The 20,557-nt window shown below is 61.6% G+C and carries 19 protein-coding genes; 9 read left to right on the top strand and 10 right to left on the bottom strand.

Annotation, left to right across the window (positions count from 1 at the left end; genetic code table 11):
• Positions 1–17 precede the first annotated feature (17 nt).
• Positions 18–344 carry a DUF1820 family protein gene (locus tag FW764_RS16815; protein WP_003194436.1) on the top strand — a complete coding sequence of 109 codons (327 nt, stop codon included), beginning with the start codon at positions 18–20 and terminating at the stop codon, positions 342–344.
• A 130-nt stretch (positions 345–474) separates the two neighbouring features.
• Here the strand turns inward: FW764_RS16815 and FW764_RS16820 are convergent, their stop codons facing one another.
• From FW764_RS16820 to FW764_RS16835, 4 genes are all read right to left on the bottom strand, one after another.
• Positions 475–1,029 (bottom strand): tetratricopeptide repeat protein, encoded by a 555-nt coding sequence (locus FW764_RS16820; protein WP_446434842.1) that lies wholly within the window; start codon positions 1,027–1,029, stop codon positions 475–477.
• Positions 1,030–1,252: 223 nt separating this feature from the next.
• Entirely contained in the window at positions 1,253–2,536 is a 1,284-nt protein-coding gene (gene hemL, locus FW764_RS16825; RefSeq protein ID WP_446434843.1) for a glutamate-1-semialdehyde 2,1-aminomutase, read from the bottom strand.
• 11 nt (positions 2,537–2,547) lie between these two features.
• The gene (gene thiE, locus FW764_RS16830) at positions 2,548–3,177 is read right to left on the bottom strand and encodes a thiamine phosphate synthase (protein WP_446434844.1); all 630 of its coding nucleotides are present in this window, start codon (positions 3,175–3,177) and stop codon (positions 2,548–2,550) included.
• Between the two features lie 21 nt (positions 3,178–3,198).
• Positions 3,199–3,996, bottom strand: coding sequence for a hydroxymethylpyrimidine/phosphomethylpyrimidine kinase (locus tag FW764_RS16835; RefSeq protein WP_446434845.1), 798 nt, complete (start codon positions 3,994–3,996; stop codon positions 3,199–3,201).
• Positions 3,997–4,282: 286 nt separating this feature from the next.
• On the opposite strand from FW764_RS16835, the gene FW764_RS16840 reads away from it, so the two are divergent.
• The 4 genes from FW764_RS16840 (at position 4,283) to FW764_RS16855 (ending at position 10,782) form a co-directional block, all read left to right on the top strand.
• Positions 4,283–6,661, top strand: a complete 2,379-nt coding sequence (locus FW764_RS16840; protein ID WP_446434846.1) for a hybrid sensor histidine kinase/response regulator — start codon at positions 4,283–4,285, stop codon at positions 6,659–6,661.
• Between the two features lie 88 nt (positions 6,662–6,749).
• Positions 6,750–8,405, top strand: a complete 1,656-nt coding sequence (locus tag FW764_RS16845) for an acyl-CoA dehydrogenase family protein (RefSeq protein WP_446434847.1) — start codon at positions 6,750–6,752, stop codon at positions 8,403–8,405.
• 197 nt (positions 8,406–8,602) lie between these two features.
• Positions 8,603–10,075, top strand: a complete 1,473-nt coding sequence (amn, locus tag FW764_RS16850) for an AMP nucleosidase (protein ID WP_446434848.1) — start codon at positions 8,603–8,605, stop codon at positions 10,073–10,075.
• 71 nt (positions 10,076–10,146) lie between these two features.
• Positions 10,147–10,782: a pseudouridine synthase gene (locus FW764_RS16855; RefSeq protein ID WP_446434849.1), complete on the top strand. Its 636-nt coding sequence runs from the start codon at positions 10,147–10,149 to the stop codon at positions 10,780–10,782.
• Here the strand turns inward: FW764_RS16855 and FW764_RS16860 are convergent.
• Together FW764_RS16860 and FW764_RS16865 are read right to left on the bottom strand one after the other, a co-directional pair.
• Positions 10,777–10,986 carry a DUF2788 domain-containing protein gene (locus FW764_RS16860; protein ID WP_025999909.1) on the bottom strand — a complete coding sequence of 70 codons (210 nt, stop codon included), beginning with the start codon at positions 10,984–10,986 and terminating at the stop codon, positions 10,777–10,779. The genes FW764_RS16855 and FW764_RS16860 overlap by 6 nt on opposite strands.
• Positions 10,987–11,186: 200 nt before the next feature.
• Positions 11,187–11,666: an Lrp/AsnC family transcriptional regulator gene (locus FW764_RS16865; protein ID WP_003194418.1), complete on the bottom strand. Its 480-nt coding sequence runs from the start codon at positions 11,664–11,666 to the stop codon at positions 11,187–11,189.
• A gap of 444 nt (positions 11,667–12,110) precedes the next feature.
• Here FW764_RS16865 and FW764_RS16870 point away from each other — a divergent pair, with 444 nt between their 5' ends.
• Complete coding sequence (locus FW764_RS16870) at positions 12,111–13,178, top strand: DUF6515 family protein (protein WP_446434850.1); 1,068 nt, start codon at positions 12,111–12,113, stop codon at positions 13,176–13,178.
• On the opposite strand, the gene FW764_RS16875 is transcribed toward FW764_RS16870, so the two are convergent.
• Positions 13,175–14,068, bottom strand: coding sequence for a cation diffusion facilitator family transporter (locus FW764_RS16875; RefSeq protein WP_446434851.1), 894 nt, complete (start codon positions 14,066–14,068; stop codon positions 13,175–13,177). The genes FW764_RS16870 and FW764_RS16875 overlap by 4 nt on opposite strands.
• 15 nt (positions 14,069–14,083) lie before the next feature.
• On the bottom strand, positions 14,084–14,503 hold the full coding sequence (locus FW764_RS16880; RefSeq protein WP_446434852.1) for a polyribonucleotide nucleotidyltransferase: 420 nt from the start codon (positions 14,501–14,503) through the stop codon (positions 14,084–14,086).
• A 166-nt stretch (positions 14,504–14,669) separates the two neighbouring features.
• On the opposite strand from FW764_RS16880, the gene hrpB reads away from it, so the two are divergent.
• Positions 14,670–17,177, top strand: coding sequence for an ATP-dependent helicase HrpB (gene hrpB, locus FW764_RS16885; RefSeq protein ID WP_446434853.1), 2,508 nt, complete (start codon positions 14,670–14,672; stop codon positions 17,175–17,177).
• A 37-nt stretch (positions 17,178–17,214) separates the two neighbouring features.
• On the opposite strand, the gene FW764_RS16890 is transcribed toward hrpB, so the two are convergent.
• Entirely contained in the window at positions 17,215–18,303 is a 1,089-nt protein-coding gene (locus FW764_RS16890; protein ID WP_446434854.1) for an endonuclease/exonuclease/phosphatase family protein, read from the bottom strand.
• 39 nt (positions 18,304–18,342) lie between these two features.
• Positions 18,343–19,002: a YciC family protein gene (locus tag FW764_RS16895; RefSeq protein ID WP_446434855.1), complete on the bottom strand. Its 660-nt coding sequence runs from the start codon at positions 19,000–19,002 to the stop codon at positions 18,343–18,345.
• A 179-nt stretch (positions 19,003–19,181) separates the two neighbouring features.
• Between FW764_RS16895 and FW764_RS16900 the strand changes: the two genes are divergently transcribed.
• Positions 19,182–19,937 (top strand): DUF2076 domain-containing protein, encoded by a 756-nt coding sequence (locus FW764_RS16900; protein ID WP_446434856.1) that lies wholly within the window; start codon positions 19,182–19,184, stop codon positions 19,935–19,937.
• Positions 19,938–20,054: 117 nt separating this feature from the next.
• Positions 20,055–20,531, top strand: coding sequence for a LabA-like NYN domain-containing protein (locus FW764_RS16905; RefSeq protein WP_446434857.1), 477 nt, complete (start codon positions 20,055–20,057; stop codon positions 20,529–20,531).
• Positions 20,532–20,557: the final 26 nt, after the last annotated feature.

The raw sequence follows: 20,557 nt of genomic DNA on the forward strand, positions 1-20,557 counted from the left end.
TGTGTTATCCGCCCACCATGACCAAACGTGAAGCTCCAATCTATAAGGTGATTTTCCTCAACCAGGGCCAGGTGTTCGAAATGTACGCCAAGCAGATCTATCAAAGTGATCTGTGGGGCTTCCTGGAAGTGGAAGAGTTCGTCTTTGGCGAGCGCACCCAGTTGGTCGTCGACCCGGGCGAGGAGAAACTCAAGGCGCAATTTGAAGGGGTAGTGCGCAGCTTTGTGCCGATGCATTCGATTGTGCGTATCGATGAAGTGGAGCGCCTGGGCACGCCGAAGATCAGCGAGGCGCGGGGCACCAGCAATGTGATGCCGTTTCCGATGCCGATGCCAGAGAAGTAGGGCGTTAGACCCAAGTGTGCCCATCGCAGGCAAGCCAGCTCCCGCATTCGACCCAGTTCCAGCCGTTGGAATGCCGTTCAGTGTGGGAGCCGGGCTTGCCCGCGATAGCGGTAGAAGGGTTTAGCAGAATTTAAGGCAGTGGCGAGAACGGCGAACGCCCATCCGCACTCTGCAATTCCTGCAGGTAATTGCGGAAGATCTGGCCCAGCACCTGTGTCGCCACTTCCAACTCATCGCGCTGCATGCGCTCGGCGACTTCGTCGGCGGTATCCAGCGCGTCTTCCGCACCGTTGACCGCGGCCATTTTCAGCACGATGTACGCCTGGACGTTATTGGCCGGCACGCCTTCGCCATGAAAAAACATTTTCCCCAGTTCGAATTGCGCCTGGGCATGGCCCTGTAACGAAGCTTTCTCAAAGTAGCTCAAGGCTTTATTGAGATCGCGGGCGGGGTTTTTGTCGTCGTGGTAGTACTCGCCCAACTCGTATTGCGCCTGCGCATCCCCCTCCTCAGCCTGCTTCTGGCACGCGCTCAGCGCTTCGGCCTGACTGTTCGGCTGGGTATTGAGGGTGCAACGACCCATCGCTGGGATTAACAACGAGTTGCCGCCTGCTTGTGCATGTGCCAGCAGCGGCTGAAGGAGCAACAGGCAGCCCAGAACCAGGGTGCGGCCGGTGCGTTTCATGGGAATCGACTTACCTCTGACGGGGCGCGCGGACCCTCGGGGGTCCAATAAGCGCGCATTATGAAATAAGCAGGCCTCTGCTTACAAAGTCTTTACTCGTTTTTCTGCTGCGTGGGTAAGTTATCTGCCCGATTGCAGGTGATTTCTCGTAAAACTCAGGAAATATCTGTAAGCAAAGTAGCAAATCTGACGCCGCCAAGTGCAACGTCAGACTTATGCCCCCTTATTTCAGGGCCGCGAAGGCGCGCTCGGCAGCATCCAAGGTCAGTTTCAACTCGGCATCGCCATGGGCGATCGAGGTGAAACCGGCTTCGAAAGCGCTCGGTGCCAGGTAAACGCCGCCTTCCAGCATCAAGTGGAAGAAGCGCTTGAACAGGTCGGCGTCGCTGCCCATCACGTCATCGAACGTGACTATATCGTCGGCGCCGCTGAAGTACAGCCCGAACATGCCGCCGGCCTGGGTGGTGACAAACGGAATGCCAGCAGCATCGGCACGCTGTTGCAGACCGTCCAGCAGGCGAGTGGTGTAGTCGGTCAACTCGGCGTGAAAGCCCGGGCGGCTGATCAGGCGCAGGGTGGTCAAGCCGGCAGCCATGGCCAGCGGGTTACCCGACAAGGTGCCCGCTTGGTACACCGGGCCCAGCGGCGCGATGTGTTGCATGATTTCGCGCTTGCCGCCGAAGCAGCCCACCGGCATGCCGCCACCGATGATCTTGCCGAAAGTGCTCAGGTCCGGCGTGACGCCGTAGTAAGCCTGGGCGCCGCCGAGGGCGACACGGAAACCGGTCATCACTTCGTCGAAAATCAGCACCACGCCGTGCTTGTCGCACTGTTCGCGCAAACCTTCAAGAAAGCCCGGTGCCGGTGGCACGCAGTTCATGTTGCCGGCGACCGGCTCGACGATGATGCACGCTACCTCTTGACCGACTTCGCTGAGCATCTGCTCGACGGCGGCGATGTCATTGAACGGCAGCGTCAGGGTGTGCTTGGCAAACGCTGCCGGTACACCGGCCGAGCTCGGCACGCCTTGGGTCAGCAGACCGGAACCGGCTTTCACCAGCAGGCTGTCGGAGTGGCCGTGGTAGCAGCCTTCGAATTTGATGATGCTGTCGCGGCCGGTGAAACCACGGGCCAGGCGTATGGCGCTCATGGTGGCTTCGGTGCCGGAGCTGACCATGCGCACCATTTCCATCGACGGCACGATCGAGCACACGAGGTCTGCCATCTCGGTTTCCATGGCGGTCGGGGCGCCGTAGGACAAACCGTGTTGCAACTGCTGGCGTACCGCGTCGAGCACGTCCGGGTGGCTGTGGCCGAGGATCATCGGGCCCCAGGAACCGACGTAGTCAACGTAGCGCTTGTCATCTTCGTCGGTGACGTAGGCGCCTTCGGCATGCTTGAAGAACAGCGGCGTGCCGCCCACGCTCTTGAACGCACGCACGGGGGAGTTCACACCACCGGGGATGTGTTTCTGGGCATTGGCAAACAGGGTTTCGGAACGGGACATGGTCGGGCTCTCTAAACTGAAATTTTAAGAAGATCGTTGAAGGCGCGGGCGCGGCGCGTGACTTCCTGGGTGCTTTCAGCACCGAACAGGCCGTGCACCACAGCGAGCAGGTCGGCGCCGTGGGCCACCAGCGGTTCGGCGTTCTCCAAGGTGACGCCGCCGATCACGCAGATCGGCAGTTGCAAGCGCGCGCGGGCCTGGGCCAGCATTTCCACGGTGGCCGCGGGTGCGCCGGGCTTGGTGTTGGAATTGAAGAAACGACCAAAGGCGACGTAGCTGGCGCCTTCTCTGGCGGCCTGTTCGGCCAGTTCGATCTGGCTGTGGCAGGTGGCTCCGATGATTGCCTTGGCGCCGAGCAATGCGCGGGCTGGGGTCAGTGGGCCGTCGGTCTGGCCCAGGTGTACGCCGACGCCCAGGCGCGCGGCCAATTCGGCGTCATCGTTGATAATAAGCTGGGTCTTGTAGCGCGAGCACAGCTCGCGCAGTTTTTCCGCTTCACGCAGGCGGCGGGCTTCGTCGCTGCTTTTATCGCGGTACTGCAGCAAGGTCACGCCGCCGTCCAATGCCGCTTCGACATAGGCGAGGAATTTGCCGGTCAACAGTTGGCTGTCGGTAATGGCGTATAGGCCACGTAGTTTCATCGGGCAGGCCTCTTTTGCTGTTTAAGAGCAGAAATCCAGCGGCAAACGGCGCGGCACGAATTGGCCCTGGCCGAGTTGTTCGGCATCACGCAGGGTGCGCCACGTGTAGTTGAGCGCGGATTGCACGGCGCTGACCAGGCCTTCGCCCTGGGCGATGCGCCCGGCCAGTGCACTGGCAAGTGTGCAGCCCGAGCCGTGATAGCTGCCGGGCAGGCGCTGGCAGGTAAAGGTCTGGCGCGTGCCGTCGCGGCTGTACAGGCGGTTGTGCACTTGATGCTCGTCGCCGTGGCCGCCAGTGATCAGCAGGTGCTTGATGAACGGCAGCAGCTTCTCGGCGCATTCGTCCGCAGTGCCTTCAGGCAACTCGGCGAGGATGCGCGCTTCAGGCAGGTTCGGTGTGGCGATCAACGACAACGGCAACAGCCGCTCGCGCATGGCATAGCCAACTTCGTCCTTGCCCAGGCTGCCACCGCCGCCAGCCCGCAGCACCGGGTCGCACACCACCGGCAGGTGCGGGTGCGCCTGCAGCAGTTCGACCACGGTGTCGACCATCGCGGTGGAGCCGAGCATGCCGAGCTTGACCGCCGCCACGTCGGAGTCGCTGAGCACGGCATTGGCCTGGGCCAGTACCCACTCGCGGTCGAGCACGCGGAAATCGCTGACATTGACGGTGTTCTGCACGGTCAAGGCGGTGACGGTCGGGGCCGCATGACAGCCTTGGGCGAGCAGGGCTTCGATATCTGCCTGCAAGCCGGCGCCACCACTGGGATCATGGCCGGAGAGACAGAGAACAACAGGGCGAGAGCTGTAGATATTCATGGTGCGCGAGCTTACCACCAAACGCTTTTTGCGTGGCCGTCTGGGGAAGGTTGAATGTCGTCAGTATTTACGCGCGATTGTGGCTTTTTGCTAGCCTTTATCTGTGTGCGATAAATCGCTGAAAGCCACGCCCTAGAGCCTTTCGAAAAATTTTATCAATGGTGTCTAATGGCCTCTAGCGGCTATGCTAGAGTGGATCCAAACAACTTAATGTATCGCCGGTTTACGTCTACTCAAAAGGAATGGGGGGCTTTTGACCTAACCGGACAGGCCACGCTGGGGCTCTATGCGCTATTTGCTGATGTTATTATTGTGCGGGCTGCCGATGCTCGCCGGCGCCGTTGAGTTCAATCAGAGCACTCGAAGCCTGCCGTTGGGCCGGGTCATGCAGGTGCTCGAAGATCCCACCGACGCCCTCACCATCGCCCAAGTCAGCTCTCCCGCCTACGCCGCCCAGTTCAAGACCCATGACAACGCCACCCTCAATGCTGGCTATTCGCGCTCGGTGTTCTGGCTCAAGGTCGACCTGCATTACACCGCCAGTGACCCCCGCGCCCCGCGCACCTGGTTCTTGGAGTTGGCTTATCCACCTCTTAATCGTCTGGACCTGTATCAGGGTGATGGCGCTGGTAACTACCGGCTGACCTCCCGTACCGGCAGTGCATTGCCTTTCTCCAGCCGGGAAGTGCGCCAGAGCAACTACCTGTTCAAGCTCAACTTTGTGCCCGATCAGCAGCAAACGGTCTATCTGCGCCTGCAGAGTGAAGGCTCGATCCAGGCTCCGTTGACCCTCTGGTCCCCTACTGCGTACATGGAGGAGCAACCGCTGCGCCTCTATGTGCTTGGTGCTATCTACGGGGTGTTGCTGGGGATGTTGGTCTACAACCTGTTCATTTACCTGAGCGTGCGCGACACCAGCTACCTCTATTACATCCTCTATATCGCCTCGTTCGGCCTCTACCAGCTGTCGGTCAATGGCGTGGCCGTAGAGTACTTCTGGCCCAACAACCCGTGGTGGTCGAATGCGGCGGTGCCGTTCCTGATCGGCTCCGCCGCGCTGTTCGGCAGCCTGTTCGCGCGCAGCTTCCTGCACACCGCGCAGCACAGCCGCTGGATCGACCGGATATTGCTCGCGTTGGCAGCCTGCGGCGCGGTGGTGATGGTGCTGGCACTGCTGACCAGCTACGCCGTGGCCTTGCGCCTGGCCACCGGCTTGGCGCTGGTGTTTACCGTGGCCATCTTTATTGCCGCCATCAAGGCTTGGTACTGCGGCCAGCGCATGGCGCGTTATTTCATCATCGCCTGGTCGGCGTTCCTGCTCGGTGGGGTGGTCAATACGCTGATGGTGCTGGGCTACCTGCCCAATATGTTCCTCACCATGTACGCCAGCCAGTTGGGTTCGGCGATTGAAGTGGCGCTGCTGTCCCTGGCCCTTGCGGACCGCATTAACGGCATGCGCGAGCAGCAGGCGCAGATCTTGTTCGACGCCAGCCAGAAACTCGAAGTGCTCAACCAGCAATTGGCCCGCAGTAACCGTCTCAAGGACGAATTCCTCGCCACCCTGACCCACGAATTGCGTACGCCGATGAACGGCGTGATCGGCTCCTTGGAACTGATGCAAACCGTGCCGCTGGACGATGACCTGGCGCAGTACCACCAAACTGCCGCCAGCTCGGCGCGAGACATGATGCGCATGGTCAACGGCATTCTCACCCTGACCGAATTGCAGGCCGGGCGCCTGAGCGCCCAGCCCAAGGTATTCAGCCTGCGCGGCGCCCTCGACCCCCTGCGCCAGCAGTTCAGCGCCAGCGCGCAGAGCAAAGGCTTGGAATTCTCCATCGACGTCGCGGATGAGCTGCCGGACCGCGTGATTGGCGACGCCGATAAGCTGATCCAATGCCTGGATTGCCTGCTCGACAACGCCTTCAAATTTACCCACGAAGGCGCCGTGCGTTTGCGTGTGGTGGGCGTTCCGCAAAGTGATGGCAGCGTGCGCCTGAGCTTTATCGTGACCGACAGCGGTATTGGTTTCGCCTTCCTCGACGAGGCCACGCTGTACCAGCGCTTCTTCCAGCTCGACGGCTCGACTACCCGTGAATACGGCGGCCTGGGTATCGGCCTGGCGATTTGCCGGCAGTTGATCGAACTGCTTGGCGGGCGGCTGACCCATCATTCCGAGCCGCGCAAGGGCAGTCGTTTCCAGTTGGAAGTGACCCTGAATCCGTTGCCGCCGGAGCCAACAGCGGCGGTCCAGAAGCCCCTTGCGCAACGGGCCTCGCACGAGTGCGCTGTGCTGTTGGTGGACGACAACAGTGTGGGGCATCTGGCGGTGCGCGGCATGCTGCTCAAACTCGGCTACCGGGTAAAAACGGTGGACAACGGCGCGTCTGCGTTGGCGCAATTGCAGAGTGAAACCTTCGATGCGGTGCTGATGGATGTGCCTGAAGGCGGTTTCTCGTTGTGCTGTCAGATTCGCGCGTTGCCGGGCTGCGGTGAGTTGCCGGTGATCGCCCTGAGTACGTCACTGAGTGTGTCGGATCGTGAGCGCTGCCATGGCATCGGCATCACCGATCGTCTGGCCAAGCCCGTGCGTTTTGACGCGTTGCAGGCGGTGCTGGAGCGGTGCCTGCTCTGTCCGATAGAGGGCGAAAGCGCCGGGCATTAGGCGTGTATGCCACTTTTTTAAGCCGGTTGGCGGTGCTTAACTGACGTTCAGGCCTCAACTGCACGTGGCCTTTTCCAGGAGGCCCGCCATGAACCTGCATCAGTTCGCTGAAACCCACGACGTCACCAACCAGCCACCGTCTTTGGACGGAACCAACCTTTACCGCATCGACTTGCCCTTGCAAGAGTGGTCGCGCCGCTTTGGTGCCGGCTCGGCCGAGGCGCGTATCGATGCCTATGGCGCGCTGGCCGGTGGGCCGTTGATGGAGGCCGGGTTCCTGGCGAACCAGAACAAACCGGTGTTCCACAGTCATGACCGTTATGGCCATCGCATCGACCTGGTGGAATTTCATCCGGCTTATCACGAACTGATGCGTACCGCCGTAGAACATGGCCTGCCATCGTTGCCGTGGGCGCATCCGCAAGCCGGCGCGCATGTGGCCCGTGCTGCCATGACCTACCTGCACAGCCAGGCCGAGGCTGGCACCGGCTGCCCGCTGACCATGACCTTCGCCTGCGTCCCGGCGCTGCGCCTGCAGCCCGACTTGGCGCAGACCTGGTTGCCGAAAATCCTCAGCACCGAATACGACCCGCGTAACGTCGGCATCGCCCATAAAGCCGGCGCCACCATCGGTATGGCCATGACCGAGAAACAGGGCGGCACTGACGTGCGCGCCAACACGACCCGCGCTTATCCGGTCGGTGCGGGTGGCCCCGGGCAAGCCTATGAACTGGTGGGGCACAAGTGGTTCTGCTCGGCGCCGATGTGTGATGCGTTCCTCACCCTGGCACAGACTGACAAAGGCCTAACGTGTTTCCTACTGCCGCGGCAGCGCCCGGACGACACGCGCAACGAGTTCTACATCCAACGCCTGAAAAACAAGCTCGGCAACTGTTCCAACGCGTCCAGCGAAGTGGAGTTTCGCGGCGCGTTGGCCTGGATGATCGGCGAAGAAGGCCGTGGCGTACCGACCATCATCGAGATGGTCGCTATGACCCGCTTTGACTGCATGGTCGGTTCCAGCGCCTTGATGCGCCAGGCGCTGAGCCAGGCCAGCCATCATTGCGCCCATCGCCTGGTCGGCGGGCGCGTCCTCAGCGAACAACCGCTGATGCAAAACGTACTGGCCGACCTGTCGTTGGAAAGTGAGGCTTCACTGGCCTTGAGCATGCGCATGGGCCGCGCACTGGATCACCTCGATAATGAACAGGAAGCCAAATTCGCCCGGCTGGTGACGGCGGTGGGCAAGTATTGGATCTGTAAACGCGCGCCGGCCATGATCAACGAAGCCGCTGAATGCATGGGCGGTGCCGGGTATGTCGAGGACAGCATCCTGCCGCGTCTTTACCGTGAGGCACCGGTGAATTCAACCTGGGAAGGCTCCGGTAACGTGCAGTGCCTGGACGTGCTGCGGGCGCTGTCGAAGGAGCCGGGCGTGCTGGAAGCGCTGTTTGTAGAGCTGGGCAATGGGCATGGCGACAAGCAGCTGGCGCGGCATATCGAGCAGCTCAAGTCGGCGTTTATGGACACCCAGGATATTCAGTACCGTGCGCGGCAACTGACCGAGGACATTGCCCTGGCGTTGCAGGCCAAGCTGTTGCTGGAGGCCGGGAATGCGGCGGTCAGTGATGGGTTTATTGCCAGCCGCTTGGGTGAGTTGTCCGGTCAGGTGTATGGCACCTTGCCTCGAGGGGTGGATGTGGAGGCGATCGTCGCCCGTTCCACGCCCAATATCTCTGAATAAACACGGTTCAAAATGTGGGAGCTGGCTTGCCTGCGATAGCGGTGTGCCAGCCCCCAGATGTATCAATGACCCACCGCCATCGCGGGCAAGCCCGGCTCCCACAGGGATTGCACTCCTCTTGAGATAGGTACTCCAATTCAAAGTTTGCGTCTGGCCGGGATACAGGCAAGATAAAGGCCTGCAAGTCAGAACACAGGATGCTTATCGTGACCGAAGCTTTTGTTGTCGTTCAAACCGCCGAAGAAGCCGTTGACCGGCTGGCGGCTCTGCATGAGCGTGCTACCGGAGCGCTCAATCAAGCCCTCAAGCAATACCTCAAGGACCGCGTCGAGCCCGACGCTGAACAGCGCGCAATGTTTCGCTACCCCGAATTGCGCCTGACCTACCTGGTTCAGGGCGAAGTCCCACAGACCACCCGGGCGTATGCCAAGGTCCAGTTGCCGGGCACCTACAGCGTTACCGTCACCCATCCCGCAGCGTTCCGTAAATATCTGCTGGAGCAACTGGTGCCGCTGATGCACGACTTCACCGTGACGGTGGAAGTCGGCGTGAGCCAACAGAACATTCCCTACCCGTATGTGGTGGAGCAGGGCGACGAACTGGCCGGCTCCGGCGTGACCGCCGCGACCCTGGCCCGCGTGTTCCCCAGCACCGACCTGTCGGCCGCCACCGACGGCATTGCCGATGGCCTCTACGACTGGGAAAACACTGACCCGCTGCCGCTGGCGCTGTTCGATGCCGCCCGCGTGGACTTCTCCCTGCGCCGCCTGGTGCACTACACCGGCAGCGACTGGCGCCATGTGCAGCCGTGGATCCTACTGACCAACTACCACCGCTATGTTGACCAGTTCATCCTGCATGGCCTGGAGCAATTGCGCAGCGACCCACGGTTTATCCGCATGGTGTTGCCGGGCAACGTGATTATCGACAAGAGCATGGACCACGGCGAGGCCTCGGCGATTGCTGCCGGTGTGGTCTGGCACCGTTACCAGATGCCGGCCTACCACTTGCAAGCCAGCGACGGCCACGGCGTAACGCTGGTGAACATCGGCGTCGGCCCGTCCAATGCGAAGAACATCACCGACCACTTGGCCGTGTTGCGCCCACACTGCTGGCTGATGATCGGCCACTGCGGCGGCCTGCGCCAATCCCAGACCATCGGCGACTACGTACTGGCTCACGCCTATATGCGCCGTGACGGGATTCTCGACCGTGTGGTGCCGCCGAACATCCCGATCCCGGCCCTGGCCGAAGTGCAGATGGCCTTGCAGCAAGCCGCGGCCAACGTCACTGGCGAAAAAGGCGAAGAGCTGAAAAAGCGCCTGCGCACCGGCACCGTGTTGACCTACGACGATCGCAACTGGGAGCTGCGCTGGGCCCAGGAGCGACCGCTGATCAACCTGTCCCGCGCCGTGGCCGTGGACATGGAAAGCGGCACCATCGCCGCCCAGGGTTATCGCTTGCGCGTGCCGTATGGCACGTTGCTGTGTGTCTCGGACAAACCACTGCACAGCGAGATCAAGCTGCCGGGGTCGGCCAACGCGTTCTATGAGCGCGCGGTCAGCCAGCACTTGAAGATCGGCATCGAGGCGGTGGACCTGTTGCGCACCGAACTCAACTCGCTGCACTCGCGCAAACTGCGCAGCTTCGACGAGCCACCGTTCCGCTAAGCGGTTGGGATGGTCATTTAGCGGTCAGGCCACTAGCATTGTCGGTCCTGACCGTTAGATGTTCCTTTGCCATGTCCCGTCCCACCCGTCCCGATTCGCGCCGCCCAGGCGTGAAACCTCCACATTCTGCCGCGCGTCGCGTTGCTAAGGCACCACCGGCCGAGCCGAAGTTGGTCCTGTTCAATAAACCTTTCGACGTGCTGACCCAGTTCAGTGACGAAGGCGGGCGCGCGACCCTCAAGGACTTTATCGACATCCCCGGCATTTACCCGGCCGGTCGCCTGGACCGTGACAGCGAAGGTCTGTTGCTGCTGACCAACGATGGCCAGTTGCAGGCGCGGATTGCCGACCCCAAGCACAAGCTGGCGAAAACCTACTGGGTGCAGGTGGAAGGCGAACCCACCGAAGAATTGCTGCAACGCCTGCGCGATGGGGTCGAACTCAACGATGGTAAAACCTTGCCCGCCGAGGCCCGGCGTTTGGATGAGCCCGCGTTGTGGCCGCGCAACCCGCCGGTGCGGTTTCGCAAAAACCTACCCACTTACTGGCTTGAACTGGTGATTCGAGAGGGGCGTAACCGCCAGGTACGACGCATGACCGCTGCCGTGGGCCTGCCAACCTTGCGTCTGGTGCGCGTGCGTATTGGCGATTGGACAATCGACGGCCTGGACCAAGGCCAATGGAAGGAAGTACCCGCGCGTTTATAAAGCGCCAGACTCGATGAGGCCGATCACCACGCTCTTGATGATGAACGCAGCCACGCCCAGGCCCAGCACGAAAAACAGGATGAACGAACCAAAGCGCCCGGCCTTGGATTTCTTCGCCAGGTCCCAGACGATAAAGCCCATGAAAATGATCAGGATAGTGACCAGGCCGGTCATCATCCATTCTTCGAACAGGGCGGGGTCGATGTTGTTCATGTGAGTTTTTCCGGCAGGGCAGGCGGGAAGTATACGGCAGCGTCACAGACGCAACATTGACCTGAGTCTGGCCGCGGTCAATGTGGGAGCTGGCTTGCCGGCGATAGCATCAACTGGGGCTGGCTGACACACCGAGTTGTCTGCATCGCAGTTAAGCCAGCCCCCGCAGTTGATCTTCAGTGCTCTTGAGATCAGGTACGCAGGTGGGTCAGTGGCAGCTCGGTGCTGTTCAATACCTGGTTCAGCACAAAGCTCGAGCGCACGCTGGTCACGCCTTCAATGCGGGTCAAATGCCCCAGCAGCAGTTTCTGATAGTGGTCCATGTCCGGCACCACCACTTTCAACTGATAGTCAGCATCCATCCCCGTCACCAAACTGCACTCCAGTACTTGCGGCAGGGTGCGGATGGCGGCCTCGAAGTTCTCGAAACGCTCGGGTGTGTGGCGGTCCATGCCGATCAGCACATAGGCCGTCAGGCTCAGGCCGAGCATCTTGCGATCCAGCAAGGCGACCTGGCGCGCGATGTAGCCGTCGTCTTCCAATTGCTTGACCCGGCGCGAGCAGGGCGACGGCGACAAGCCGATGCGCTCGGCCAACTCCTGGTTGGAGATTCTCGCGTCGCGCTGCAATTCCGCCAAAATACTCAGGTCGTATCGGTCAAGCTTGCTCATTGGGTTGGCCTTTGTCGTAACTATTGCGGCGAATTATCTATGAAGGGTTAAAAATTGCGCAAGCACTGTTTATTGACGCAATCTTCGCAATCATCTGTCGGCGCGCGGGGCCTATGATTACCCACAGAATCACCGCCTGGACAACAGTCCACTTACAGCGAGCCCAATCAGGCCCGCTGCGGCCGCCACCCTAGCAGGGTTGAGCCGGCCTCCAGGCTGCACACTGTCCACAAGACGGCGTGAGGTGAGCCAACGTCAAAAGCGTTGAGCCAGGACGAAATTCTCAAGGGGTGGCCGACGGGTCGCCCCTTTTCTTTTGCGTGCGCCTTTTACCTACGAAAATAACTCTTGTGACTGATAACCTATCTCAGAACCGGGCAGGGCTTTTCCAGTCTTATCTATGAGGCTGGACGTTCTAGGCCCTTATCCGCAGTGAGGAATAGCATGAAGCGCATCTGGCGTATGGCAGGTGTCGGTTTGCTGATGGTTGGCGTCGGCACCCACGTGATGGCCGACGACCCACGCCCTGAAGGGGGCGGTCAGCATGAAAGAGGTCCGGAAGGCGGGCGGCAAGGCAACGAACAGCCGCGACCGCAAAATAACCAACCTCGCCCGCAGAACAATCAAACGCGTCCGGAAAACAACCCGCCGCGTTCACAAAACCAGCACTTTGATCGCGCCGAGCAACAGCCGCACGGCGGCGGGCAGTGGCAAGGCCACCCACAAGGTACCGAGCAGACCCGACCAGCGCCTGCGCCCGCGAATAACCTGCCAATCCAAGGTCGCCCGGACACCGTGCGCCAGACCCAGGAACCGCGCCAGGGTTACTACCGTGACATTCCGCGCCGCAACGACGGCAACCCGCATTGGGAGGTGGGCGGCCCAGGTTCGCGCCCGGGTAACAACGGTGGCGGCTTCAACAATGGCCACCCCAATGACAACCGTTGGCCTGGCCGCCCGAATGGGCACGGCAACGGCTGGGGCCCCGGCCCGCAATACCGCCCGGGCTATATGGTTGACCGTTTCCCCGACCGTAATTACCGCGTGCCTTACCGTGGCCAGGATTATTTCTTCTCCGGCGGCTACTGGTATCGCCCGCAAGGCCCGCGCTATGAGGTGGTGACGCCGCCGTACGGCATCCGCGTGCACTACCTACCGGACTACGCGCGGGAAGTGTGGGTGGGCAGCGCGCTGTTCTTCCTCGCGGCCGGTTCGTATTACACCTATGAAAGCGCCACTCAGCAGTACGTGGTGGTGCAACCGCCTACAGACGTGCCGACGCCCCAGCCCGCACCGCAAGGCAACGGTTATGACGTAGTGGCTTACCCGGCCAACGGCCAGTCACCGGCTCAAGTGCAGCAGGACGGCTACGACTGTTATCGCTGGGCCGTGCAGCAAAGCGGTTTCGACCCGCAGGCAGCGACCTACGCCCCTGACCCGGCGGTGGTGCAAACTTACCGCCAGGCTCAGGGCAACTGCCTGACCAGTCGCGGCTATCAGGTGCAATACTAGGCTTTGTTGCCCGTGACCACTTCCCGCGGGTCGGCGTGCACCAGCACTTCGGCGCGCGGGTAGGCCTGGTGAATGGCATCGGCGGCCTGATCGCTGATGCCGTGGGCCACCGACAGCGACAACTCCCCCGGCAATTCCAGGTGCAACTGCACAAACCAGTGGCTGCCGGAAATTCGCGTGCGCAAATCATGCGCACCCAACACACCCGGCACACCCTGCGCCAGTTCCAGCATGTGCTGGCTTACGTCTGGCGGCAGCTCCTCATCCATCAACACCGCAAAGCTCTCTCGGGCGATCTGGATTGCGCTCCACAGGATGTAGGCGGCGATCCCCAGGCCGAACCACGCGTCCACCTGATGGAAACCCATGCCCGCGAACACCAGTGCCACCAGGATGCTGCCATTGAGCAGCAAATCCGAGCGGTAATGCAGCGAGTCCGCGCGCACCGCGTTAGAGCCGGTTTCGCGGATTACCCGGTGTTGCACCATGAGCAGCGCCACGGTCATCACCAGTGAAAACACAATCACACCGATGCTCAGCCAAGGCGCGCCGACGGGCTCCGGATGTTGCAAGCGCTGGTACGCCTGGTACGCGATCAACGCCGCACTGCCGGCGATAAACAGGGCCTGGGCCATGCCTGCCAGTGATTCCGCCTTGCCATGCCCATAGCGGTGATCATCATCGGCCGGGCGCAGCGCGTAATGCACCGCGAGCAAATTGAGCAGCGAGGTCACGCCGTCGAGCAGCGAGTCGGTCAGCCCGGCAAGCATGCTCACCGAGCCGCTGAGCCACCAGGCGATGGCTTTGGTAATAATCAGCGCAGAGGCCACGCCCACGGAGGCACGGGTGGCCAGGCGCAAGAGCCTGGCGTGTTCGGGACTGCTGGTCATAAGTGAGTCGAATCCTTAAGCGGCGGGTTGCAGGCCCAGGGCCGCGAGTTGTTGCACGCTGCCCTTGAACTGGATCATGCGCGGGTCGTCCAGGGGCAGGGTGCGACCGGTTTCTTGCTGGATGATGGTTTGCAGCTTGGCATTGTCGACCTTGCCGTCAGCGCCGATGGCTTCGCGCAGTTTCTCGGGAGCGACTTGGGCGGTCTTGCCCGGCTCGAAATAGATGGCGCCGGTGGCGAAGTCGACGCCAAACGCGATCAGGCCCGGGATCACATAGAACAGCAGGCCCACGGCGTCGAGCACGGCAATGGTCGGGTCGATCTTGCCATCGATCTGGCCACGACGGTCTGGATAGAAAATCGAACCGCAGGCCGTTAGTTGGCTCAGCAGGGTGACGGCGAGGACACCGCCGATGACACGGGAAGCGATACGCATGGAAATCTCCTGAACACGGTTGATACGGGACTATAAGACAATTCTGTTGAGCGTCGCCGCTCTAATGTGGGAGCTGCATTCACAGCCCAAGCCGGTGCAGGTGTTGAGACCAACACCGGCATCCGGCAGTTCGCCGTTATACTCGCCGCTCTGCTTTGGAGCCAGTATGAATTCGTTGCCAATCGATGATGTTTTACCCGCCCTGCGTGACACCTTGGCGATTCGCCATGAAGCCGTGCTGGAAGCGCCGCCTGGCGCCGGTAAAACCACCCGCGTGCCCTTGGCCCTGTTGAACGAGCCGTGGCTGGCTGGGCAGACCATCCTGATGCTCGAACCGCGACGCCTGGCCGCACGCGCCGCCGCCGAACGTCTGGCCAGTGAGTTGGGAGAAAAGGTTGGCGAAACCGTCGGTTATCGTATCCGCCTCGACAGCAAAGTTGGCCCCAATACGCGCATCGAAGTGGTCACCGAAGGCATTCTCACCCGCCGCTTGCAGGACGACCCGGCGCTGGACGGCGTGGGCCTGCTGATCTTCGACGAGTTCCACGAGCGCAGCCTCGACGCCGACCTGGCGTTGGCGCTGAGCCTGAACGGCCGCGACCTGTTCCGCGATGAACAACCGCTGAAAATCCTGCTGATGTCCGCCACCCTCGAAGGCGAGCGCCTGTCTGGCCTGCTGGATGACGCGCCGATCCTGCGCAGCGAAGGGCGCATGTTCCCGGTACAGATGCGCTGGGGGCGACCGTACCAGGCGGGGGAATTTATTGAGCCGCGCGTGGTGCAAACCATCCTCGACGCTGTGCACGACGAAACCGGCAGCATTCTGGTTTTTCTGCCGGGGCAGGCGGAGATTCGCCGCGTTAATCAGCAACTGGCTGACGCCTTGGGTGATCGCCCTGATGTGCTGCTGTGCCCGCTGCATGGTGAGCTGGACCTCAACGCCCAACGCGCGGCCATCGACCCGGCACCGGCCGGTAAACGCAAAGTGGTGCTGGCCACCAACATTGCCGAGACCAGCCTGACCATCAATGGTGTGCGCGTGGTGATCGACGCCGGGTTGGCGCGAGTGCCGCGTTTCGACCCCGGCAGCGGCATGACCCGCCTTGAGACTCAGCGCATCTCCCGCGCCAGCGCCACCCAGCGCGCCGGGCGGGCAGGGCGCCTCGAGCCAGGCGTGTGTTATCGGTTGTGGTCCGAGGACCAGCACGAAGGTTTGGCGGCCTATGGCAGTGCGGAAATTCTTGCCGCCGACCTCGCCGGCTTGGCCTTGCAACTGGCGCGCTGGGGCGTCACACCCACGCAGCTGGTGTGGCTGGACGTGCCGCCGACTGCCGCGTATGCCCAGGCCCAGGAGTTGCTGGTGCGCCTCGGCGCCTTGACTAACGACAAACTCACAGCCCATGGCCAGAAGATGGCCGAGCTGCCGGCGCATCCGCGTATTGCCCATTTGCTGTTGCGCGGGCAGGACTTGGGATTGGCGGCCACCGCCTGTGATGTCGCCGCGCTGTTGGGTGAACGCGATATCTTGCGCGGCGCCGGCGCCGATTTGCACAGTCGGTTGGCGCTGATGTCCGGTGAAGAACGCGCGCGGGGCACCCAAGGTGGCGTGCAGCGGGCCAAACAACTGGCGCGGCAATATCGTGGCTACTTGAGAGGTCAGGCGACTCAAACCGTGGCCGACCCGGACCACCCGCGCTGGCTCGGTGCCCTGCTGGCGCTGGCCTACCCGGACCGCGTCGCTCAACAGCGTCGCCCCGGCGGCGCCGAATATCGCCTGGCCAACGGCCGCGCGGCGCTGTTCGCCGAGGCCGACAGCCTGATGAAACAACCTTGGCTGGTCATTGCCGACCTCGGCAGCCGCCAGGGCCAGCGCGAAGAACGCATCTACCTCGCCGCCGACTTTGACCCGACGCTGTTCGACACGGTCCTCGCCGAGCAAGTACGCAACGTCGACCAGCTGGATTGGGATGAACGCGAAGGCGTACTGCGCGCCGAACGCCAGCGCAAAGTCGGCGAACTGGTGCTCAGCCGGGAACCGCTGACCGGTCTCGACGAGTCCGCGCGTAGCCAGGCGCTGGTGAACCTGGTGCGCCGCAAAGGCTTGGAGCTGCTGCCGTGGACACCTGAACTGCGCCAATGGCAGGCCCGCGTCATGCTGCTGCGCCAGCTGGATGCCGGCAAAACCAGCGAATGGCCCGACATCAGTGACAAGGCTTTGCTTGCCAGCCTGGAGCACTGGCTGATGCCGTATCTGGGCAAAGTCTCGCGCCTGAACCATTTCGCCAACCTGGATATCTCCAGTTTTCTGCACAACCTGTTGCCCTGGCCGCTGCCCCAGCGCCTGGACGAGCTGGCGCCGCAGCATGTGAAAGTGCCGTCGGGCTCGTCGGTGCGTTTGGACTACAGCGAACAGCCGCCGATTCTGGCGGTACGCTTGCAGGAATTGTTCGGGCTGGCGGACACGCCGCGCATTGCCGGTGGGCGTCAGGTGGTGAAGTTGCACCTGCTGTCCCCGGCGCGACGGCCGGTGCAGGTGACGCAGGACCTGGCGAACTTCTGGCGCAGCACGTATGCCGAGGTGAAGAAGGATTTGAAGGGGCGCTATCCGAAGCATTACTGGCCGGATGACCCGTTGGTGGCCGAACCAACCGCCCGGATCAAACCCCGCAAGTAGGTCGTGTGGAGATCAAATGTGGGTGCTGTGGTGTTGGTTATTGCGCAGGCGGCAGCAGGAAGCGCGCAATCACCGGCAGGTGATTAGAGATGCGCAACGTATCCGCCTGCCGCACTTTGGCTTCCACCCGCTTGATGCGTGGGCTGTAGAACAGATAATCCAACGTACGATCCGGACCCTCTACGCTCGGGTCATTTGGGAAGTTTGTCAGCCATTTTTCGCGATCAATCCCACTGGATTCACTGTTGCTCGGGATCATCGGGTATTTATCCCACAGTAGATGCAGCTCACTGTCCGGTGAATATTGGCCGCGTTTACTGGCGTCCAAGCGTAGAAATTGCCCCAGTGGCAGTAGGTTGAAATCCCCACCGATCAGCCATGGCGTGCCACGACCTTCGAACTTGTCGAGCAGCTTCACCGTGGCCCTGGCTTGTTCCTGCACCGCCGACCGCCCAGGCCTATCACCGTCCAGTCGGGTATTGAGCACCGCCAGTTGGCCGCCGTCGCTCAGTGGCAGGTAGGTCAGCAACAAGGCAGGCTTGGGTTGGAACTGGCGGCTGATGAAGTTGGCCGGCGACACCGGCAGTTGCAGGCGTTCGGCGTGTTCGATCTGGTAGCGGCTGAGGGTCACCAGTTTGCGGCCGACGCTACCGAAGATATGCAGGTCTGGCACAAAGTCGGCTTTCCAGTCGAACGCCTGGGCGCTGCAGGGGTAGAGGTCGACCAGGCGTTCCTGCAGCAGTGCGATTTGGTCCTGATAATGCGACGGTTTGGCGTTTTCGTCGAGTTCCTGCAACAGCAGGATGTCGGGCTGTTCGTCGCGGATCACTCTAGCTACTTCGTCCAGGCTTGAGGCCATGTCTTCCACGGTCGGGCGGTCGTCCGGGCCGCTGCCGTCGGCGGTGTCGTACCAGAACACGTAGTTCTTGCCAGCCAGATACTGCACGTTCCAGGTCATGACCTTGAGCGCCTGCCCCGGCAGCAACGTCGGCGCACGTGGCGCGACGCAGCTCACGGGGAGGGTTTCTTTGTCGGTGGGGCGCCACGTCAGGCTGTAGATCAGGGCCGTGAGCAGGGCCGCAATGATCAACAGGCTAAACAGGGTGATGCGCAATAAACGGGTCATCGGCTCGGCTTATAGCGTTTCAGGAGTGGCAGGAGCATATCACCGTGCGTCCGCATCGCCACCGATCAGCATGAATAAACGAAACAGCACCACGCTGGTAAACAGTTGCAGGAAGCTGTGGGCGCTGTCGATCAGTACGCCCAGCAGCGGCGCAGGATCAGGGTAGGCCGCCACGCTGGCGCCTTTGAGCAGCCACAGCGGCGTCATCACGCACAGCAGGCACACCAGGATTCGCCAGAAATGCCCACGGCTCAGGCGAAAGCTTTCTTTCATTGCCTCCAGCGCCGGCATGCCGCGCAGCACCAACAGGTACTCGGCAAACGCCAGCACCACCATCAGCCATAGGCCCGGCAGGAAATACAGCGACAGGCCCAGCAAAATCAGCAACGTGCTGATGGCCGTCAGCAGGGCGAAGCGGGGCCACAGGGTCAGGGCCATGGCCCACACATCCTTGGTGCGTGGCGACTCGCCACGGGTGCGCGCATCCAAAAACAGGATCAAGGCACCGGTGTACATCGGGTACACCAACAACCCCACGATGACGCTGTAACCGGGGAAGGCATCCGGGCCCAGCGTGTGGTTGAGCACTTGCTGCAGCAGGGCCTCGAGGATCACCAACGGCAGGCACAGCTGGACGATGGCGCCCAGGTTACGTTGGGTGAAACGCAAGGAGTCGCGTAATACGTCTAACGGATTCATCAGGTTCATCACAGGCCTAGAAGCAAGGCCCACACTTTAACCGATCATGACTAGCCGTAAGCAAACGTAAACCTTGCGTAAAGATCATTGAAACGTCTGGTAACAGCCCCATAACTAGTACGTAGCTCGCCGATCACAGGCGGGCCCATGATTTTTACCGGCAATCTAACGAGGTCGCCATGAACAGCGAAGAGCAAACCCTGATCGATGGACTGTTTTCACGGTTGCAACAAGCCGAAACGGACTCAGCCCCCCGCGACGCCCTGGCCGAAGCGCGGATCAAGGAGCACATGACTCGCCAACCGGCTGCCGGGTACTACATGACCCAGTCGATCCTGGTGCAAGAGCACGCGATCAAGAGCCTCGACGCGCAGAACAAGCAACAGGCGCAGCAGATCCAGCAGTTGCAGGATGAGTTGCAACAGGCCAAGTCGCAGGCCGCGCAGCCTGCGCAGAGTGGTGGTTTCCTGTCGAGCATCTTTGGCGGCGGCAGTTCTCGCGATTCGCAGCCCGCACAAAGCGCCCCGCCTTCATCGGGTGGCTGGCGTGAACCGGCGCGGCCTCAGTTTGGCCAGCCTGCGCCGCAGCAGCAGAATTACGGTGCGCCGCAGCAGAATTACCAGCAACCACCGGCAGCGCCCATAGGCAGCGGCTTCCTCGGTGGCGCGCTGAAAACCGCTGCCGGTGTGGCGGGTGGCGTAATGCTGGCCGAAGGCATCAGCAGCCTGTTCAACCACAACTCGCAACAGCCGCAAGTGGTGGAAGAAATCATTCGCGAAGAACCGGCGCCTGCCAGTGACAACAGCAACTGGGGCAACGACGACCAGAAGTTTGCCGGCAATGACAATTGGGGCAGCGACAACTCCGACAGCTTTGCTGGCAACGACTATGCCGACGATTCTTCCTCTTTTGGCGACGACGACTCCTTCGTCTGACCCGCACTCAACCGGGGCGCTTCGTCGCCCCGGGCTGATTTTTCGCTGAAACTTTCCCATGGCTGGCATACTGGCGCCTTTCCGGGCGCTGGCGCCTGGCTGTCATGAGGAAGTGCGGTGAAGAAAATTGCGGTGTTCGCCGATGTACAAAACCTCTACTACACCGTGCGCCAAGCCTACGGCTGCCACTTCAACTATGCGGCCCTGTGGGCTGACATCGGTTCGCGCGGCCAGATCGTCGAGGCGTATGCCTATGCCATCGACCGTGGCGACAGCAAGCAGCAGCAATTCCAGCAGATCCTGCGCAATCTGGGCTTTACGGTAAAACTCAAACCGTACATCCAGCGAGCCGACGGCTCGGCCAAAGGCGACTGGGACGTGGGCATCACCCTCGACATCATGGACGCCGCCGACCACGTCGACGAAGTGGTGCTGGCCTCCGGCGACGGTGATTTCGACATGCTGCTCGACCGCGTCATCCAAAAGCATGGCGTCGAAGCCGTGGCCTACGGCGTGCCAGGGCTGACGGCCAACTCGCTGATACGCGCCGCCAGCCGCTACGTGCCGATCGAAGGCGCGTTGCTACTCAAATAAGCGCAGCGGCTCAATAAATTGTTAGA

This window comes from Pseudomonas sp. 1152_12, from assembly GCF_052850675.1.

Coding starts and splice junctions, on each gene's coding strand:
- FW764_RS16815 (WP_003194436.1), top strand. CDS start 18: ATGACCAAACGTGAAGCTCCAATCTATAAGGTGATTTTCCTCAACCAG.
- FW764_RS16820 (WP_446434842.1), bottom strand. CDS start 1,029: ATGAAACGCACCGGCCGCACCCTGGTTCTGGGCTGCCTGTTGCTCCTT.
- hemL (WP_446434843.1), bottom strand. CDS start 2,536: ATGTCCCGTTCCGAAACCCTGTTTGCCAATGCCCAGAAACACATCCCC.
- thiE (WP_446434844.1), bottom strand. CDS start 3,177: ATGAAACTACGTGGCCTATACGCCATTACCGACAGCCAACTGTTGACC.
- FW764_RS16835 (WP_446434845.1), bottom strand. CDS start 3,996: ATGAATATCTACAGCTCTCGCCCTGTTGTTCTCTGTCTCTCCGGCCAT.
- FW764_RS16840 (WP_446434846.1), top strand. CDS start 4,283: ATGCGCTATTTGCTGATGTTATTATTGTGCGGGCTGCCGATGCTCGCC.
- FW764_RS16845 (WP_446434847.1), top strand. CDS start 6,750: ATGAACCTGCATCAGTTCGCTGAAACCCACGACGTCACCAACCAGCCA.
- amn (WP_446434848.1), top strand. CDS start 8,603: ATGCTTATCGTGACCGAAGCTTTTGTTGTCGTTCAAACCGCCGAAGAA.
- FW764_RS16855 (WP_446434849.1), top strand. CDS start 10,147: ATGTCCCGTCCCACCCGTCCCGATTCGCGCCGCCCAGGCGTGAAACCT.
- FW764_RS16865 (WP_003194418.1), bottom strand. CDS start 11,666: ATGAGCAAGCTTGACCGATACGACCTGAGTATTTTGGCGGAATTGCAG.
- FW764_RS16870 (WP_446434850.1), top strand. CDS start 12,111: ATGAAGCGCATCTGGCGTATGGCAGGTGTCGGTTTGCTGATGGTTGGC.
- FW764_RS16875 (WP_446434851.1), bottom strand. CDS start 14,068: ATGACCAGCAGTCCCGAACACGCCAGGCTCTTGCGCCTGGCCACCCGT.
- FW764_RS16880 (WP_446434852.1), bottom strand. CDS start 14,503: ATGCGTATCGCTTCCCGTGTCATCGGCGGTGTCCTCGCCGTCACCCTG.
- hrpB (WP_446434853.1), top strand. CDS start 14,670: ATGAATTCGTTGCCAATCGATGATGTTTTACCCGCCCTGCGTGACACC.
- FW764_RS16890 (WP_446434854.1), bottom strand. CDS start 18,303: ATGACCCGTTTATTGCGCATCACCCTGTTTAGCCTGTTGATCATTGCG.
- FW764_RS16895 (WP_446434855.1), bottom strand. CDS start 19,002: ATGAATCCGTTAGACGTATTACGCGACTCCTTGCGTTTCACCCAACGT.
- FW764_RS16900 (WP_446434856.1), top strand. CDS start 19,182: ATGAACAGCGAAGAGCAAACCCTGATCGATGGACTGTTTTCACGGTTG.